General features: G+C 46.2%; 18 protein-coding genes. 13 read left to right on the top strand and 5 right to left on the bottom strand.

From position 1 onward, the window contains the following. Positions 1-28 precede the first annotated feature (28 nt). Positions 29-904: an ABC transporter permease gene (locus H8704_RS00500; RefSeq protein WP_249296883.1), complete on the top strand. Its 876-nt coding sequence runs from the start codon at positions 29-31 to the stop codon at positions 902-904. Positions 905-1032: 128 nt separating this feature from the next. Beyond that, positions 1033-1824, top strand: a complete 792-nt coding sequence (gene proB / locus H8704_RS00495; protein WP_249296882.1) for a glutamate 5-kinase — start codon at positions 1033-1035, stop codon at positions 1822-1824. A gap of 51 nt (positions 1825-1875) precedes the next feature. On the opposite strand, the gene H8704_RS00490 is transcribed toward proB, so the two are convergent. Beyond that, positions 1876-2976 carry a pyridoxal phosphate-dependent aminotransferase gene (locus tag H8704_RS00490; RefSeq protein WP_022464876.1) on the bottom strand — a complete coding sequence of 367 codons (1101 nt, stop codon included), beginning with the start codon at positions 2974-2976 and terminating at the stop codon, positions 1876-1878. A gap of 182 nt (positions 2977-3158) precedes the next feature. Here H8704_RS00490 and H8704_RS00485 point away from each other — a divergent pair, with 182 nt between their 5' ends. Both H8704_RS00485 and H8704_RS00480 read left to right on the top strand, forming a co-directional pair. Next, positions 3159-4127, top strand: coding sequence for an AraC family transcriptional regulator (locus H8704_RS00485; protein WP_118678030.1), 969 nt, complete (start codon positions 3159-3161; stop codon positions 4125-4127). Positions 4128-4142: 15 nt separating this feature from the next. Further along, positions 4143-4823, top strand: coding sequence for an HAD family hydrolase (locus H8704_RS00480; RefSeq protein ID WP_118678028.1), 681 nt, complete (start codon positions 4143-4145; stop codon positions 4821-4823). A gap of 14 nt (positions 4824-4837) precedes the next feature. Here the strand turns inward: H8704_RS00480 and H8704_RS00475 are convergent, their stop codons facing one another. Continuing rightward, positions 4838-5107, bottom strand: a complete 270-nt coding sequence (locus H8704_RS00475; RefSeq protein WP_249296881.1) for a hypothetical protein — start codon at positions 5105-5107, stop codon at positions 4838-4840. A 50-nt stretch (positions 5108-5157) separates the two neighbouring features. After that, complete coding sequence (locus H8704_RS00470) at positions 5158-5691, bottom strand: hypothetical protein (RefSeq protein WP_022464873.1); 534 nt, start codon at positions 5689-5691, stop codon at positions 5158-5160. A gap of 147 nt (positions 5692-5838) precedes the next feature. Between H8704_RS00470 and H8704_RS00465 the strand changes: the two genes are divergently transcribed. The 6 genes from H8704_RS00465 to aroC all read left to right on the top strand — a co-directional run bounded on the left by H8704_RS00465 (position 5839) and on the right by aroC (position 12731). Then, entirely contained in the window at positions 5839-6912 is a 1074-nt protein-coding gene (locus tag H8704_RS00465; RefSeq protein WP_118689530.1) for an ABC transporter ATP-binding protein, read from the top strand. Between the two features lie 29 nt (positions 6913-6941). Beyond that, entirely contained in the window at positions 6942-7769 is an 828-nt protein-coding gene (locus tag H8704_RS00460) for an ABC transporter permease (RefSeq protein WP_249296880.1), read from the top strand. Then, on the top strand, positions 7763-8590 hold the full coding sequence (locus H8704_RS00455) for an ABC transporter permease (protein WP_249296879.1): 828 nt from the start codon (positions 7763-7765) through the stop codon (positions 8588-8590). Before H8704_RS00460 ends, H8704_RS00455 begins: the two co-directional genes overlap by 7 nt. Then, positions 8577-9659, top strand: a complete 1083-nt coding sequence (locus H8704_RS00450; protein ID WP_243101884.1) for an ABC transporter substrate-binding protein — start codon at positions 8577-8579, stop codon at positions 9657-9659. The genes H8704_RS00455 and H8704_RS00450 overlap by 14 nt, the downstream gene beginning before the upstream one ends. 73 nt (positions 9660-9732) lie before the next feature. Next, a complete protein-coding gene (locus tag H8704_RS00445; protein WP_249296878.1) occupies positions 9733-11460 on the top strand; it encodes a methyl-accepting chemotaxis protein in 1728 nt (575 codons plus the stop codon). A 167-nt stretch (positions 11461-11627) separates the two neighbouring features. Beyond that, positions 11628-12731 carry a chorismate synthase gene (gene aroC, locus H8704_RS00440; protein ID WP_249296877.1) on the top strand — a complete coding sequence of 368 codons (1104 nt, stop codon included), beginning with the start codon at positions 11628-11630 and terminating at the stop codon, positions 12729-12731. A 70-nt stretch (positions 12732-12801) separates the two neighbouring features. On the opposite strand, the gene H8704_RS00435 is transcribed toward aroC, so the two are convergent. Continuing rightward, a complete protein-coding gene (locus H8704_RS00435; RefSeq protein ID WP_118678018.1) occupies positions 12802-13008 on the bottom strand; it encodes a chorion class high-cysteine HCB protein 13 in 207 nt (68 codons plus the stop codon). Between the two features lie 236 nt (positions 13009-13244). On the opposite strand from H8704_RS00435, the gene H8704_RS00430 reads away from it, so the two are divergent. Then, positions 13245-13424, top strand: a complete 180-nt coding sequence (locus tag H8704_RS00430) for a hypothetical protein (protein WP_249296876.1) — start codon at positions 13245-13247, stop codon at positions 13422-13424. Between the two features lie 99 nt (positions 13425-13523). Here H8704_RS00430 and H8704_RS00425 read toward each other — a convergent pair whose 3' ends face one another. After that, entirely contained in the window at positions 13524-13736 is a 213-nt protein-coding gene (locus tag H8704_RS00425; RefSeq protein ID WP_118678014.1) for a chorion class high-cysteine HCB protein 13, read from the bottom strand. A gap of 153 nt (positions 13737-13889) precedes the next feature. Here H8704_RS00425 and H8704_RS00420 point away from each other — a divergent pair, with 153 nt between their 5' ends. Together H8704_RS00420 and purF are read left to right on the top strand one after the other, a co-directional pair. Next, positions 13890-15209: a glycoside hydrolase family 3 protein gene (locus H8704_RS00420; protein WP_249296875.1), complete on the top strand. Its 1320-nt coding sequence runs from the start codon at positions 13890-13892 to the stop codon at positions 15207-15209. A 105-nt stretch (positions 15210-15314) separates the two neighbouring features. Then, on the top strand, positions 15315-16805 hold the full coding sequence (gene purF / locus H8704_RS00415; protein ID WP_022464864.1) for an amidophosphoribosyltransferase: 1491 nt from the start codon (positions 15315-15317) through the stop codon (positions 16803-16805). The last annotated feature ends 25 nt before the right edge of the window (positions 16806-16830 follow it).

The following is a 16830-nucleotide window of genomic DNA, read 5'->3' as shown; positions in this document are numbered from 1 at the left end:
CGGTTTTTGGAAAAGGAAAGGAATTCATATGAAAATACAATGGAATCCGTTTTTATATCGGGAAATGAAACGTTATGCAGGTTCCCGCAGCTTTTATGTATGGCTGGTGGTATATGAGATATTTCTGGCTCTGGTAACAGGAGTCGGGTATAATGTCGTGCTCCGGACCGGCTGGGCTCATATTATGGATTATTCCGGAGCTGCATATTTATATTTTATTTTGTCGGGCATATTGGGATTGACGGTGCTGGTAATGGTCCCGTCCGTTGCAGCCGGAAGCATTGCATCTGAGTGGGAAAATCAAACCATGGAGCTCTTGCTTACAACGGCTGTTACACCTTCGCAGATCGTGGCAGGAAAGCTGCTGGCATCTATTTGCATGGCAATTCTTTTGGTGATTGCGGGGGTGCCGTTTCTGGCGGTGTCTTTTATTCTGGGCGGGATTCAGCAAAAGCATGTGTTGGAATTTGTTCTTTTGATGATAATTGAGGCTGTTTTTATCGGCAGTATCGGTGTATGTATGTCCGCATTTTCAAGAAAGACGGATGGGGCGGGGGTCAGATCGTATTTGGTTACTCTGGGGGTGTCCATCGGGACCCCGTTGATCGCAGGAGTGGTATATATTATCATCAACGCCTATCGTGGAAGCAGGTATATGGCAGGACAGGGCGGTCTTGGGGAAATCATGCTGATATTGCTGTGTAACCCTGTGGTCACGACGGCATCCTTATTGACAGATCAGATGGGATATGGAAATAAATTTCAGGAGATTCTTTGCGTATTGGGACCGGTGCCGGATTTTTTCCTGGAGCATTGGTGTCTTATCAGTGCTGTGGTTCAGCTTATGATTTCCCTGGTGTTACTGTTCATTTCTGCGCGCAGAATCAAGAAATATTATTTATAGGACGGAATAAACAGAGCGGATTTTCTATTGACGGCAGACAGGGACTAGAGGTAAGATAAACGGGTGTGGAAACGGTGTATCAGGAGAATATCCGTTTTTCAATACCCAGATAGAAGAGGAGAATCATTGTGAGAAAGATAAGTGAGAGAAAAAGAGTCGTAGTAAAGGTAGGAACATCAACATTGACACACCGTACAGGACGGCTGAATATCCGACGTGTAGAAAATCTGGTCAAGACGCTGGCAGATCTGCAGAATGCAGGTCACGAGATCGTGCTGGTCTCCAGTGGTGCGATCGCACTTGGTATGGGTAAGCTGGGAATGACAAAAAGGCCGTCGGATACACCGGGTAAGCAGGCATGTGCGGCAGTAGGACAGTGTGAGCTGATGTACATGTATGATAAATTTTTTGCAGAATACAGTATTGTGGTGGCGCAGGTGCTTCTGACGAAATATGTTCTGCTGGAGGACCGCAGACAGCATGTGGTTAATTCTATGGAGCGGCTGTTGTCCCAGGGCGTGATTCCCATTGTAAATGAAAATGATACGGTGGCGATCGATGAGCTGGAGCTGGAGGTAGGTGAGAATGATTCTCTGGCTGCCAATGTTGCGACCATTGCCAATGCAGATCTGCTGGTGATCATGTCCGATATTGACGGTCTTTATGACAAGGATCCTCATGTCCACGAAAATGCCAATCTCATTCCGGAGGTGGGAGAGATCACAGACGATATCCGTAGTCTCGCAGGCGGTGCCGGTTCTGCGCTTGGTACCGGTGGAATGGCAACGAAGATCAAGGCGGTTGAGATTGCCCATGCGGTTGATATTGATGTAGTTCTTATGAACGGCAAAAATCCCCACAAGCTGTATGATCTTTTTGAAGATAAGCCGGTAGGGACTCTGTTTGCAAAAACATTATGATATTCCTTGATGAAACTTCCCATGTGTCAAATGGACCGGTGGGAAGTTTTATTATTTATTAAGCTGTTCCAGAAGCACGTCCAGCAGAGCATCGTTGTCGGAAGGATTCATGAAGCAGAAACGGATGTATTTATTATCCAGAAATGGGAAAGTAGAGCAGTCGCGGATCATCAGACCTTTCCGGATCGCTGCCTCAAAGAGATCCATGGAGGTGACATCATCCCGCAGGATCCGCACAAGAATGAAGTTTCCGTGAGGCGGATAATATTTTATGGACGGACAGGTGTCCAGAATCCGGCAGATCCGTTCCCGTTCTGACGAAATGAGATTTTTTGTATCTTCGATATATTCTTTATCCTGAAACATGATCTCTCCGGCAACGGCAGCAAGGGAGTTGATCGTCCATGGATTCTTTTTGCTGTCAATCTCCTGCAAAAGCTGATGGTTGCCACAGATGGCATAGCCGAGGCGCAGACCCGGAGCTGCAAAAAACTTTGAGATACCCCGGAGAATGATGATATTATTGTAGTAGTTGGTCAGAGGGATGGATGTGATCTGATCGGCTTTTTCTGAGAATTCTACATATGTCTCATCCACCATAACAAAAATACCCTTTTCCTTACAGGTGTCCAGAATGATGCGCATGCTCTGGCGGTCGATCTGTGAAGAGGTAGGGTTGTTTGGATTGCACAGCACAAGCAGGTCGATATCCCGGTCCAGAGCCTGCTTCAGCTCGTCGATATTTAACTGAAAGTCGTCCGATTCTTTTAAACGGAAATAATGGGAACGACCGCCCTCCAGACTGAGTTCATGTTCATACTCGGAATATGTCGGTCCAACGATCAGAGCCTTCTTTGGATGCTTTAACTGGATCACCAGAGAGATCAGCTCGGTGGAACCGTTCCCTACCAGAATATTGCGGTAATCCGTTCCGGTGTATTCGGCGATGCATTTGCGAAGACTGGTATATTCCCGGTCGGGATATGTGGTGATGGCGTCGATGTGCTCCATCAGGCCCTCCCGGAGCCTGTAGGAAATCCCCAGAGGATTTACATTGGCAGAAAAGCTGGTAATATCCTCTTTCTTAATACCGTAAATGGCTTCTATTTTTTCAAGGTCACTTCCGTGAAAATGTTCTTTATGTTCGATCATATTATGACTGCCTCGTTTCTATAAGTATATTCTGCAGATACTGCATCCACAGTATAGCATTTGTGCTGTGGGTTGTAAATGTTACATTGAGTTTTAACGCATTATCTACTATAATATGATGCAAGGGTCAAAAGCAGACGGAAATGAATGTATAAAGAAAGAGGTAAGAGGAGGTGGTCCGGATGGCAAGAAAAAAGCAATACGAGGAAAAGCAGCAGCATGGGACGGCAGAGCTGCCCGTTGGTCTGCATAAAATGAGCTATCCGGCAGGGACGGATGTTATCTTTTATCTTCATTGGCATCAGGAGTTTGAAATGCTGATGGTCACAGAGGGAGAGATTAATTTTGAGATAGAGGATCGCAGATATCTTCTCCGGGAGGGTGATGGAGTTTTTATCAATTCCAATCTGCTTCATTCTGCCAGAGCGGTGGATGGGAAACCCTGCAGCTTCTTTGCTATAGATTTTCATTATCAGTTTTTACACGAGGACATCCATAGCCGGTTTGGAAGAAAATATCTGAAACCGGTACTGGATGGCAAGATCGTTTTTCCGGAATTTATATCCGTAAGGTGCCCGGATATGCCGTATCGGCCGGAGTTTGAGGATCCGGCAAACCGTCGGCGTATGTCAGTGCAGCCGGAGATGGAAGCCTTATGGGACAACGGCGGTTGGCAGAGCCAGGTGCTTCGTCTTCTCCGGGAGCTGTATGTCTGTCCGGAGCATGACACAGAGCCTTATGAATTGATGCTTCGCAGCCACATTATCGGAATCTGGGATCGCTTAAACCGGCAGAGTATCCGGGTGTCCAGACGGGATGAACCGGGTGAGACCGGGCGGCTGGAGCCGGTTGTCAAATACATGAAAGAAAATTTTGCATATGAGATCACATTATCGGAGCTGGCGGAGATGCTGCCTATGAGTGAGGGACAGTTCTGCCGTATTTTTAAACAGACCATGAAGATGTCTCCGATGCAGTATCTGATGAGATATCGTATTCTGCAAAGCTGCCGTCTGCTTCAGGATACGGACAAAAAGATTGGAGAGATTGCGAATCTGTCAGGCTTTAATAATATCAGTTATTTTAATAAGGTGTTTTTGCAGACGATTGGATGTACGCCGAGAGAATACCGGAGTACAGGAAATTATTAGGAGGAAAGCAGTGATATGAGAGAATACCACAATTTATTGGAGGCAGCACAGAGCTTTGAAACTGCCTGGGGATTTATTTTTGACATGGATGGGCTTATTTTTGACACCGAGCGGCTTTTTATGGAGCAGCTGGCGGTTGTGATGGCACAGAGGGGTTACCGGCTCAGCAGGGAGGTGTATTGCAGAAGTCTCGGATTGACAGGGAAAGCGCTGGAGAAGCTGATGCTGACAGAATATGGGGCGGATTATCCCTTTGCAGAGCTGGGGCGTAAGGCGAGAGAGCATGTGGATGCCATTGCGGCAACGGTAGGACTGGAGTTAAAGCCGGACATCGTCACATTGCTTCAGTGGATACGCCGTCAGGGATTAAAGGCTGCAGTAGCGTCTTCCACCAGATCGGATATCGTAGAGCGTTATCTGGAGGGAGCGGGAATCCGTGACTATTTTTCCGGGATCGTAGGAGGCGAGATGGTAGAGAAGTCAAAGCCGGAACCGGACATCTTTCTGAAGGCGGCGCAGTTGTGTGGCCTGAAGCCGGAGCAGGCGGTTGTACTGGAAGATTCTGAAAATGGAATCCGTGCTGCCGTAGCAGCAGGAATCCCTGTGATCTGTGTTCCGGATTTAAAAATGCCGGAGGACGAAGTGCGTAAGATGGTAAACATAATGGTTACGCCTTCGCTTCCGGACGAACAATAGAAAACGGGAATTGTTTATTTTTGATTTCTGTTTGCTTTCTTTATAAATTCAAATTGTTTTTTCTGCTGTGGTGTCAGCTGTGCCGAAAAAATATCCGTTAAGATCTGATTTTCTTCCGGGGTAAATTGAATATTCTCCTGCTGCATGGTCCTTTTCCAACGGGTCAGCAGTGGGAGGGCTTCTGTAAGCTTTTTTCCATGCAGGGAGGTGGCAAGCTGTTCGATCATATTCTGTTTTTGGGGATCCATAGAACGAAAGGCTTCGTTTTGCTGCCAAGATTCCATAATCAATACCATTCCTTTCTGATATCTGCCGGTTGGTTGTTTCCGGAAGATCATTGTTGTTCTTCGTCGTTTCCCGTCTCGTTTGTGAAACCACGAAGCTGTTCAAAAAGCTGCTGCTGTTCCGGGGAAAGTTGGGTGATCAGAAATTCCATAAGCTGGTTGTTTCCGTTCTGATTTCCCATACCACCAAATCCTCCCAGAAGCTGTAACAGCATTTGAAGGGGATTTGCGGTGGGCATACCAAGTCCGGCTGCCTGAAGATCGCCGGAACCCGCCGGATCGCCATGAGCCGCCATAAATTCCCGGTAATTCTGGAAGAGATGACCGGCTTTTATAAAATTAAGGATCATCTGGACCAGATCGGATTCTCTGGGAGTACAGTATTCCTGCATATGTAGAAGCATCTCCTCCGGCCGGGCGGCTGTTTCACAGGCTTCCAGATCCCCGGACATACCGCCTCTGGCAGTGTTGATCAGGGTGTTTGCCTGCAGCAGCAGATCCAAAGCGTATCGTTGCTGTCCGGATGTGTAAGGCTGGGCGGCGCGGAGCATTGCCATGCGCCGTTCTCTTTCTTCTGTGGTCATACGATTGACTCCTTTCTGACTTTTTTGTGCTGTTATATGAATATGCAAAAGGGATGGAAATATGATTGACAACCATTGCAGAGATTGTATAATTATAATGTTACGCAGGGCAGCTTTCGCTGAAAACAACAGAGAAAAGAGGCATAAATGGCAAAAAAATTAATTGACTTGATTGGAATCTCTAAAAGCTATGGAGATAAAGTAATATTAGATGATTTAAATCTATATTTAAATGAAAACAGATTTTTGACGATTCTGGGTCCCAGTGGATGTGGAAAGACGACAACCCTTCGTATTCTGGGAGGCTTTGAAACGCCGGATAAGGGCAGGGTGATCTTTGAGGGGAAGGATATTACCATGCTTCCGCCCAATGAGAGACAAGTCAATACGGTGTTTCAGAAGTATGCGCTTTTTACTCATATGAATATTGAGGAAAACATTGCATTTGGATTGAAAATTAAAAATAAATCAAAAAGTTATATCAGGGATAAAGTAAAATATGCTTTAAAGCTGGTGAATCTGGATGGCTATGAAAAGAGAATGCCGGATTCTCTCAGTGGAGGGCAGCAGCAGCGTATTGCCATTGCAAGAGCGATTGTCAATGAGCCACGGGTCCTGTTGTTAGATGAGCCTCTTGGGGCATTGGATCTCAAGCTGCGTCAGGATATGCAGTATGAATTGATCCGGTTAAAGAACGAGTTGGGGATCACCTTTGTATATGTAACTCATGACCAGGAGGAGGCATTGACCATGTCGGATACTATCGTGGTAATGAATCAGGGGTATATCCAGCAGATCGGCACGCCGGAGGACATTTATAACGAGCCGCAGAATGCTTTTGTGGCAGATTTTATCGGAGAGAGCAATATTATTGGCTCTACAATGGTAGAAGACCGGCTTGTGGATATTCTTGGTACAAAATTTGTCTGTGTGGATGAGGGCTTTGGCAATAACCAGCCGGTGGATGTGGTGATCCGGCCGGAGGATATTGTACTGACGGAGCCATCCGGGGGAATTATCAAAGGACGGGTTACTTCGGCAATCTTTAAAGGTGTTCACTATGAGATGGAGGTGCAGGCAGCAGGCTTTGAATGGCTGGTTCACAGTACGGTTTTAAAGGAGCCGGGCAGCGAAGTGGGAATCTGGGTAGACCCGTTCAATATCCAGATCATGCACAAACCGGAATCGGAGGATGAGGAGCAGGAGCATTACGAGGACTAGGCAGAGGATAAAGAGATGGAGGGATAGACATGAAGAGATTAGGAAAAAGACTTCTGGCAGGACCCTATCTGATATGGATGCTGCTGTTTACAGTGGTACCGTTAGTTCTGCTGGTTTATAATGCGTTTACGGGAGCGGACGGTTCCTTCACATTGTCCAATGTGGCAGCAATTCTTGATCCGGTCAATGGCAAACCGTTTCTTCGCAGTATCGGGATGTCTTTGCTGGTAACGGGGATCTGTCTGGTGCTTTCCTTTCCGTTGGCATTGATCTTGCGGAAATATTCCAGCAATAAAAACAGTTTTATTGTAATGATCTTTATTCTGCCTATGTGGATGAATTTCATGCTGAGAACATTGGCATGGCGATTGATCTTATTAAACAACGGAATATTAAATCAAATTTTAACAACGCTTGGCTTTGGAAAGGTACATCTGATGAATACGATCTGGGCAGTCATTCTGGGAACCGTATATGATTATCTGCCGTTTATGGTGCTTCCTATCTATAACGCACTGGTCAAGATTGACAATGATGTGATCAGTGCTGCACAGGATCTGGGGGCAGGTCAGTGGACGATACTGCGCCGGATCATTATTCCTCTTAGCATTCCGGGGGTTGTCAGTGGCATTACCATGGTAATGGTGCCATCTATCAGTGAGTTTGTCATCGCCTCCATGCTGGGCGGTGGCAAGGTATATCTGATCGGAAATGTGATCGAACAGGCATTTAATTCCGGCTATGCAGATATCCATGCCGGATCCGGACTTTCTTTAAGTCTCATGGTACTGATCCTGATCAGTATGGTGATCTACCGGTTCTTTGACGGAGAGGAGGGGGAGAGCAGCTTATGGTAAAACAAAAGATGATTGATACAGCTTCCAAAATTTATCTGATTTTTGCGTTGATCCTGCTGTATCTGCCAATTCTTATATTGATTATATCATCATTTAATGCATCGCCACGGAATAAAGCCGTCTGGGGAGGATTTTCTCTGGAAGGTTATGGGAAGCTTTTGCATAATGATGTGATTATGCAGGCACTGGGGACGACGATCTTGCTGGCGGCAGGGGCAGCACTGGTATCAACGATCCTTGGCACCATGGCATGCATTGGCATGCTGGGAATGAAAAAGCGTTCCAGAACCTGGCTGATGGGATTGACCAATATTCCTATGTTAAATGCAGATATTGTAACAGGTGTGGCGTTAATGCTGCTGTTTTCCCGGTTTGTTGATCTGAGCTTCTGGACGATGCTGATTGCTCACATTACATTGATCATTCCCTATGTAGTGCTTTGTGTGCAGCCAAAGGTGATGCATCTGAATACAAGCATGTACGAGGCTGCCTTGGATCTGGGGGCTTCTCCTGTCTATGCATTCTGGAAGGTTGTGCTTCCGGAGCTGGTACCGGGGATTGTAGCAGGCTTTATGCTTTCCTTTACTATGTCTCTGGATGATTTCTCGGTAACGTATTTTACGAAAGCACCGGGGATCCATACCATGTCCACGATGATCAATGCCGAGTACCGCAAGGGCATCCAGACAGAGCTTTATGCATTATCTACTATTGTGTTTGCACTGGTTCTTTTGGTGCTTTTCCTGATGAACCGGAAAGCATGGCAGAGTGTAGGGAGTGTTCGGGGAAGGAAAGGAGGCAGACAGCGTGAAAAAGCATAATAAAATGTGGAAAAAATGCACGGCAGCAGGAATGTCTGTGCTTCTGGCAGCTTCCGGGCTGCTCACGGCGTGCGGGACTTCCGGGCAGAGGGCGGACAAAAGGATTGTGGTATTTAATTACGGGGACTATATTGACCATGATGTGCTAAAGGAGTTTGAGAAGGAAACAGGGATTTCGGTGGCATATGAGGAGTTTCTGACACCGGAAGCCATGTATACCAAGTACAAAAATGGTACGATCCATTATGATCTGATCTGCTGTTCCGACTATATGCTGGATAAGATGATCCGGGAAAAGGACGTAAGGAAAATTGATATGGATCAGCTGGAATATGCCGGCAATATCGGGGAAACCTATTGGAAATTATCGCAGAATTTTGATCCGGACAATTCCTACAGTGTTCCATATTTTTGGGGAACCGTAGGTATATTGTATAATCCGAAGCTTCTGGATTTTACACCGGACAGTTGGAAGGATCTGTGGAGAGAAGATTACAGGGACAATATCATTATGCAGGACAGCGTCCGGGACAGCTTTGTACCGGCACTGCGCCAGCTTGGTTATTCCATTAACACCACGGATAAAAAGCAGTTGAAAGAGGCGCAGAAGCTGTTGATAGAGCAGAAGGAGCTGGTACAGTCCTATTTGGTGGATGAAGTGCGGGACGATATGGCTAATGAGCAGGCAGCGATGGCAGTGATCTACTCCGGAGAGGCCGGACTTGCCAGAGACTACAATGAGGATCTGGAGTTTGTCGTACCAAAGGAAGGCTCCGATGTCTGGATGGACAGCTGGGTGATTCCAAAGGATGGAGAAAATTATGAGGGAGCGATAAAATTCCTTGATTTTTTGTGCAGGAAAGACATTGCTATGAAGAATTTTGAATATGTATATTATTCTACACCAAATACAGCAGTTCTGGACGAGATCGATCCGGAAGAGAAAGCAGATGATCCGGTGATCTTCCAGTCGGAGGATGTTGTGAAAAATTGTGAAATGTTCCGTTATCTCGGAACAGACATGGAGGAGTATTATAACTATATGTGGAAACAGTTGAAGGCGTATTGAAAATGGTATTGAAAAGCCATGTTAAGGCGTGGTAAAATAAGATGTATCACAAGGATCAGGAGGTTGAGTTGGTATGAAACGTGATAAGAAACCTAAAAAAGAAAAGATTGTCAGAAATGACAGGGTTACTTTTTTACACTCTCTCAAATTCCGGATGTCATTGCTGACAGCAGGCGCAGTTATTATTGCTGCGGTGATCATATTGGCATTAGTCATTCCGGAGGCAAAAAGCACACTTCTGGATCAGACGAAAAACTATCTGCATGATGTGACCGTCAGTAATGGTGCAACGCTGGAGATGATGAGAAAGCAGATTAAGCTTAAGGATCCGGAGGCATTAAAGGATTCTTTTCAGAATGTGGGACTGGACGGCATTGATTCCAGTTATGCATATGTTGTGACTGCAGATGGTACGATGCAGTATCATCCGACGGCGGACAAGATCGGAAAGCCCGTGGAAAATGCAGTGATCAAGGACGTTGTTGCCCAGATGGCACAGGGAAAGAGACCGGAGGCAAAGGTGGCATCCTATGATTTTAATGGGGTACAGAAGTATGCCGCATATTACGTGGATGAGGCCCGCTCCTCTGTCTTGGTAGTTTCTGCCGATCAGAGTGAGATTCTGGCACCTTTAAATAAGGTTACATATATCAGTATTGGAGCTTCGGTGGCAGTGATTATCATTATGGTGATCGTATCTTTGATACTGATCACTGCAAGTCTGCGTCCAATCAGCAAGATTTCTGCGATTGTAGGTAAGATGTCACGCATGGATTTTACCCCGACACCGGGCTCTGAAAAGTTAGTCAGCCGTAAGGACGAGACAGGAGTTATGAGCCGTTCTGTGGCAGAGCTTCGCCGGGAACTGGTTGCCATGGTGGAGGAGATCGGGCAGAAGAGCTCGGAACTTTTCGGGGCATCTGATCGTCTGGATAAGGATGCGTCCAGCACAGCCAAGACCGTTTCCCAGGTGGAAAGTGCAGTGGGAGACATTGCATCCGGAGCCACCAGTCAGGCACAGGAGACACAGAGTGCTACGGAGCATGTAATCCGCATGGGAGATATGATCGAGGAGACAAACCAGGAAGCAGAGCTTTTGGAAAACAATTCTAAGAGCATGAAGAATTCCAGTGATCATGCCATGACCATATTAAATGAACTGATGTCTGTCAATGAGCGCACTAAGACATCTATTGAGGAGATTTACGAGCAGACGAATATTACCAATGCATCGGCACAGAAGATTAAAGAAGCAACGACATTGATCGCTTCCATTGCAGAGGAGACCAACCTGTTATCATTGAATGCCTCCATTGAGGCTGCCAGAGCCGGGGAGCAGGGAAGAGGTTTTGCCGTAGTGGCATCCCAGATCCAGAAGCTGGCAGAGCAGTCCAATGAATCCGCAAGCCAGATTGCGGAGATCACATCTGCATTGATCAAGGATTCTACCAGAGCAGTGGAGACGATGCAGCAGGTTCGCGATATTATGGATGAGCAGAGCGATAAGATGACACAGACGGATGAGATGTTCCGGCAGGTGGACAAGGGTGTGTCCAATGCGATGGACAGTGTAGTCAATATCACAGGAAAAATAGAAAATCTGGATGATTCCCGTGGCAAGGTTGTTGATGTGGTACAGAATCTGTCTGCAATTGCAGAGGAAAATGCAGCAAGCAGTCAGGAGACATCTGCTTCCGTTGCGGAGGTAGGCAATATTGTGATCGACATTTCAGAAAATGCGGCACAGTTAAAGGATATTGCACAGGGTCTGGAGCAGAGTGTAAAGAAGATTCGTTTATAGCAGTAAATGTTTCCAGAAGGAAACCAATTAGTAAACAGCGCAGCAGGAATCTGCTTATGTAGAGTTTCTGCTGCGTTTATCTGTTCCGTATGGCAAAACAGATTATTATACAGGATGCAGGGCAGCCGGCGGAATATAATCATAGAAATGAAAGGTACGGTATTATAATGGCAGGATCTACATTTGGAACAATATTTAGAGTAACCACATGGGGAGAGTCCCATGGAAAAGGTGTTGGTGTGATAGTGGATGGCTGTCCGGCAGGGCTGGAGCTGGATGAGCAGAAGATACAGCAGTATCTGAACCGCAGAAAGCCGGGACAGACGAGATATTCCACTCCACGTAAGGAGGAGGATCTGGTGGAGATCCAGTCCGGTGTTTTTGAGGGAAAGACCACAGGAACACCGATTTCTCTGGTGGTATATAATAAGACGCAGCGTTCAAAGGATTATTCCGAGATTGCCGGTTATTACCGTCCGGGTCATGCGGATTATACTTTCGATCAGAAGTATGGTTTCCGGGATTACCGGGGAGGCGGACGTTCCTCCGGCCGGGAAACCATTGGCAGAGTTGCCGCGGGAGCAATTGCAGAGGAGCTGTTAAAGAGCCTTGGGATACAGGTACAGGCATATACGAAAAGTATCGGCGATGTGACGGCTGATATGGACAAGGCAACTCCGGAAAATATCATGAAAAGTCCTCTTTATATGCCGGATCCGGAGGCATCAGAAAAAGCGGAGCTTTTTCTGGAGCGGAAGATGCAGGAGCAGGATTCCGCAGGAGGAGTGATTGAATGTATCGTAAAAGGAATGCCTGCCGGTATCGGAGAGCCGGTTTTCGATAAGCTGGATGCAAATCTGGCAAAGGCAGTCATGTCAATTGGGGCTGTGAAGGGAGTGGAGATCGGTGATGGTTTTGCAGTGGCAGGAGCCTTTGGATCCGATAATAATGATTCCTTTTGCAAAGGACAGGATGGAAAAATAGCAAAGACAACAAATCATGCCGGTGGTATTTTGGGCGGCATGAGTGATGGGAGCGATATTATACTCCGGGCAGCGATCAAACCCACACCGTCCATTGCAAGACAGCAGCAGACGGTCAATCGTGACGGAGAGGACATCGAGATATCCATTAAAGGGCGTCATGATCCGATTATTGTACCGAGGGCAGTAGTGGTTGTGGAAGCTATGACAGCAATCTGTGTGCTGGATATGATTCTGTTGGGAATGACATCCCGGCTTGACCGGATTCAGGAGTTTTGGAAAAAATAATCATAAAAATACTTCCAAGACTGTGGTTTTATAGTCTTAGAAGTATTCCTGTTTCATAAACACGCTTTTTTTAGAATCCGTTTCCGCAACAGCAGCAGAGGATCAGGATCCAGAGAATGGAATTGCAGCCGCAGCCGTCTCCGGTTCCGAAACCGCCAAAGCCGTTGTTACCATTTCCACAACAGCAGCAGAGGAGAAGAAGGATAATGATCCAGCTGCATCCTCCGTTGTCTGTTGAACATCCGCCGCCACAACCGGTTGCTGTTAAATCGCTCATGAAAACCTCCATTCTGTCAGAATCAATTGACAGAGAATTATATTTACAATTTCATACTATGTATCTATGCTTGGACAGTTTCCGGTTTTTTTCAGAGATATGAGACATAACTGCTCCGCCTGCATATTATAATATAAATTTAAGGCATTGACGAAGCAGTATCTATAATCATATAGGAAGCCTTCATTACATAATGATCTGCCGGGTATCATTCCCGGGGATAGATTGGAGGCAATATGAGATACTTTTATTATGGAACAGAAAAAAGAAAAGAATCAACGCCATCAGGACATCAAACAGAATATGGAAACAAAGTTCGGAAAGAGGATGATCTGGTCATCGAGGAGGATACGATTTATGAGATTGACCGGGAGTGCGAGGCATGCCGTCAGAGAATTATGAAAGGACGATGGTGATCGTGCGATGAGAAAGGGCAAAAGGCCACCCTGCAGGGTGGCCTCACAGTTGGGATCCGGACAGGGTAAATCTGTTCGGATCAGATGGATGATGTGCTTTTAGAAGCCGTTTCCACAGCAGCACAGGATAAGTAAGATCCAGATAATGGAACTGCAGCAGCTGTCGCCACATCCATTTCCGAAACCGCAAAAACCGCTGTTGCCATTGCCGCAGCAGCACAGGAGAAGCAGGATAATGATCCAGCTGCATCCTCCTTCATTGCCGTTATTACTGCATCCACATCCACAATCGGTTGCTGCTAAGTCACTCATTGAATACCTCCGTTCTGTCATTTTGTATGACAGGATATATATACATTTTTAACCTATGCGGGTTAGCTTGGACAGTTTCCAAAAAGAATGAAAAGGTCAAAAGATATTTGATCTGACAACATAAAATTATCAAAAGAAAGGCATGGAAAGATTATGATAAGAGTGGAACACGAAAGAAAAGATACCTGGCTTCAGAAAATAAAATATGGTAAGAAATTATGTGCAGCAGGTCTTAGCATCAGCTTGATCGTGTCAACTGTTCTGACAGGCTGTGAGCTACCGGAAAAATCTCACAGAAATAATGTATATGTGCCGCCGGCGTCAACGGATGCTGCCAGTACCGAGGAACCGGATGTGATCGGGATGAGCGATGAGGATGCCACATATGCTTCACTGGAGTATCTGGATCTGATGACGGACGAGGAAAAGGTGGGGCAGTTGTTTACAGTGAATCTGGAGCAGATGGATGATACAAAGGGAGAATATTATGAACATAAAAAAATCACCAAGACTATGAAAGAAAATCTCCAGAAGTATCCTGTAGGGGGAGTTATTTTATTTTCCAGAAATATATGGAATCGCAAGCAGACTAAAAAGCTGATCCGTAAATTACAGAAAAATGCAGCGATGCCAATGTTTATCAGCGTAGATGAGGAGGGTGGCGATGTAGCACGGATCGGAAATAATAAGAAAATGAAAACAGATACTTTTCCGACCATGGAAGAGATCGGAAAGACTCAGGATGCAGATTATGTATATTATATGGCATCTACGATCGGCAGTCAGATCGGAGAGCTTGGCTTTAATGTAGATTTTGCTCCAGTGGCAGACGTAAAGACCTCGGAGATGAACAGCGAGATCGGCACCCGGTCCTTCGGAGATGATCCAAAGAGGGTGGCGGAGTTTGTGAGCGCATATGTAAAAGGTCTGGAGAGTCAGAATATCTGTTCCACGCTGAAGCATTTTCCGGGGCAGGGTTCCTCCAGTGGAGACACCCATCAGGGAAGTGTTGATATTGACAGCAGTATATCGAAGCTGCGAAAGATTGATTTTGTGCCGTTTGTGAGTGGCATTGAGGCCGGAGCCGATTTTGTGATGGTTTCCCATATTTCGGTCAGCAGAGTCACAGAAACCAGTGAACCGGCCAGTGTTTCTAAACTGATCATGACCACCATTCTCAGAGAAGAGCTGGATTATAGCGGACTGATCGTAACAGATGCCTTTGATATGGCATGTATCACGGATAAGTATTCGGCTGCGGAGGCGGCTGTGAAATCCTTTAATGCCGGTGCGGACATTATATTGATGCCACAGGATCTGCCGGAGGCTTATGATGCGATCCTGAGTAAGGTGAAATCCGGAAAGATCACAGAAAAAAGATTGAATGACACGGTACAGAGGATTCTCAAATTAAAATTTCAGAAAGGGATTATGACGCTGGAGGATACAGCACAGAAGAAAATGGGGGATTAAACTGCAAAAAGTTACAAACAAGTCTTGAGATTTTTCGTGGAATTGATATAATATATCTTGTGTTAATAGGGGTATTAGGACAATTGCATAAGAATGGAGACAAAAATGAGTGAGCATACCAAATGTAACAAACAGACATCATGTGAAAAATGCCATTGTTCCGGCTGCCTGCTTCATCAGGCGGAAGAACCAAAGCTAGGAGAAGAGTGCGGAGTATTTGGAATGTACGATATGGAAGGCAGAGATGTAGCATCTACGATCTATTATGGACTGTTTTCCCTCCAGCACCGAGGACAGGAGAGCTGCGGTATTGCAGTCAGCCGTACGGACGGTCCTCCACGCAATTCCTCTTCGGTCAAGGGAATGGGACTTGTCAATGAGGTATTCAATGCGGAAAACCTCGGCAAGATGAAGGGGGATATCGGAGTCGGTCATGTCCGTTATTCCACGGCAGGTGCCAGCATTGCGGAGAATACACAGCCTTTGGTACTCAATTACATTAAAGGCACACTTTCTCTGGCACATAACGGTAATCTGGTCAATGCACTGGAGCTTCGAAGAGAACTGGAGCTGAGTGGAGCAATCTTTCAGACCTCCATTGACTCTGAGGTGATCGCTTATCTGATCGCCAGAGAGAGGCTGAAGGTGGGAAAGGTTGAGGAAGCAGTCAAGGAAGCCATGAAAAAGATCAAGGGAGCGTATTCCCTGGTAGTGGCAAGTCCCCGGAAGCTGATCGGAGCCAGAGATCCCTTTGGATTTCGTCCGCTTTGTATCGGTAAGAGAGATGGAGCCTATATGCTTTCCAGCGAGTCCTGTGCTTTAGATACTGTTGGAGCGGAATTTATCCGCGATGTAGAGCCGGGAGAGATCGTCACCATTACACCGGAGGGAATAACATCGGACAAGTCTCTGATGACCCAAAACCACGCAAAATGTATTTTTGAGTATATTTATTTTGCAAGACCGGACAGCTACATTGATGGAATCAGTGTACATAGCTCCCGGATCATTGCCGGAAGGATCCTGGCACAGACGCATCCGGTGGATGCAGATATTGTTGTAGGTGTTCCGGAGTCCGGAAATGCAGCAGCCATGGGCTTTGCACTGGAGTCAGGCATTCCATATGGCACAGCATTTGTCAAAAACAGCTATGTGGGCAGGACGTTTATCAAGCCAAAGCAGTCAGCCAGAGAGTCCAGCGTGATGGTGAAGCTGAATGTGCTTCGGGAGATTGTCCGAGGTAAGCGGGTTGTTATGGTAGATGATTCCATTGTCCGTGGAACAACAAGTGCCCGTATTGTGAAGATGTTAAAGGATGCAGGGGCAAGCGAAGTGCATGTACGCATCAGCTCACCTCCGTTTAAATATCCATGTTACTTTGGAACAGATGTACCGTCCAGCGATCAGTTGCCGGCGTTCAGCCATACAGTAGAGCAGATTGCTGAAATGATCGGTGCAGATTCTCTGGGATATCTCGATCTGAACAGACTCAGCGAGCTGATCGATGGGGATCAGGGATACTGCAATGCATGTTTTTCCGGAAATTATCCTGTGGATCCGCCTCAGGAGGATATCCGTGGAGATTATGATAAATAAAAGACCAGTGTGAAAGGTATCAATG

This window comes from Jutongia huaianensis (assembly GCF_014384985.1).
Lineage (GTDB): Bacteria > Bacillota > Clostridia > Lachnospirales > Lachnospiraceae > Jutongia > Jutongia huaianensis.
Note: the sequence above shows the minus strand (reverse complement) of the source record. Positions and strands in the feature narration are given on the sequence as shown.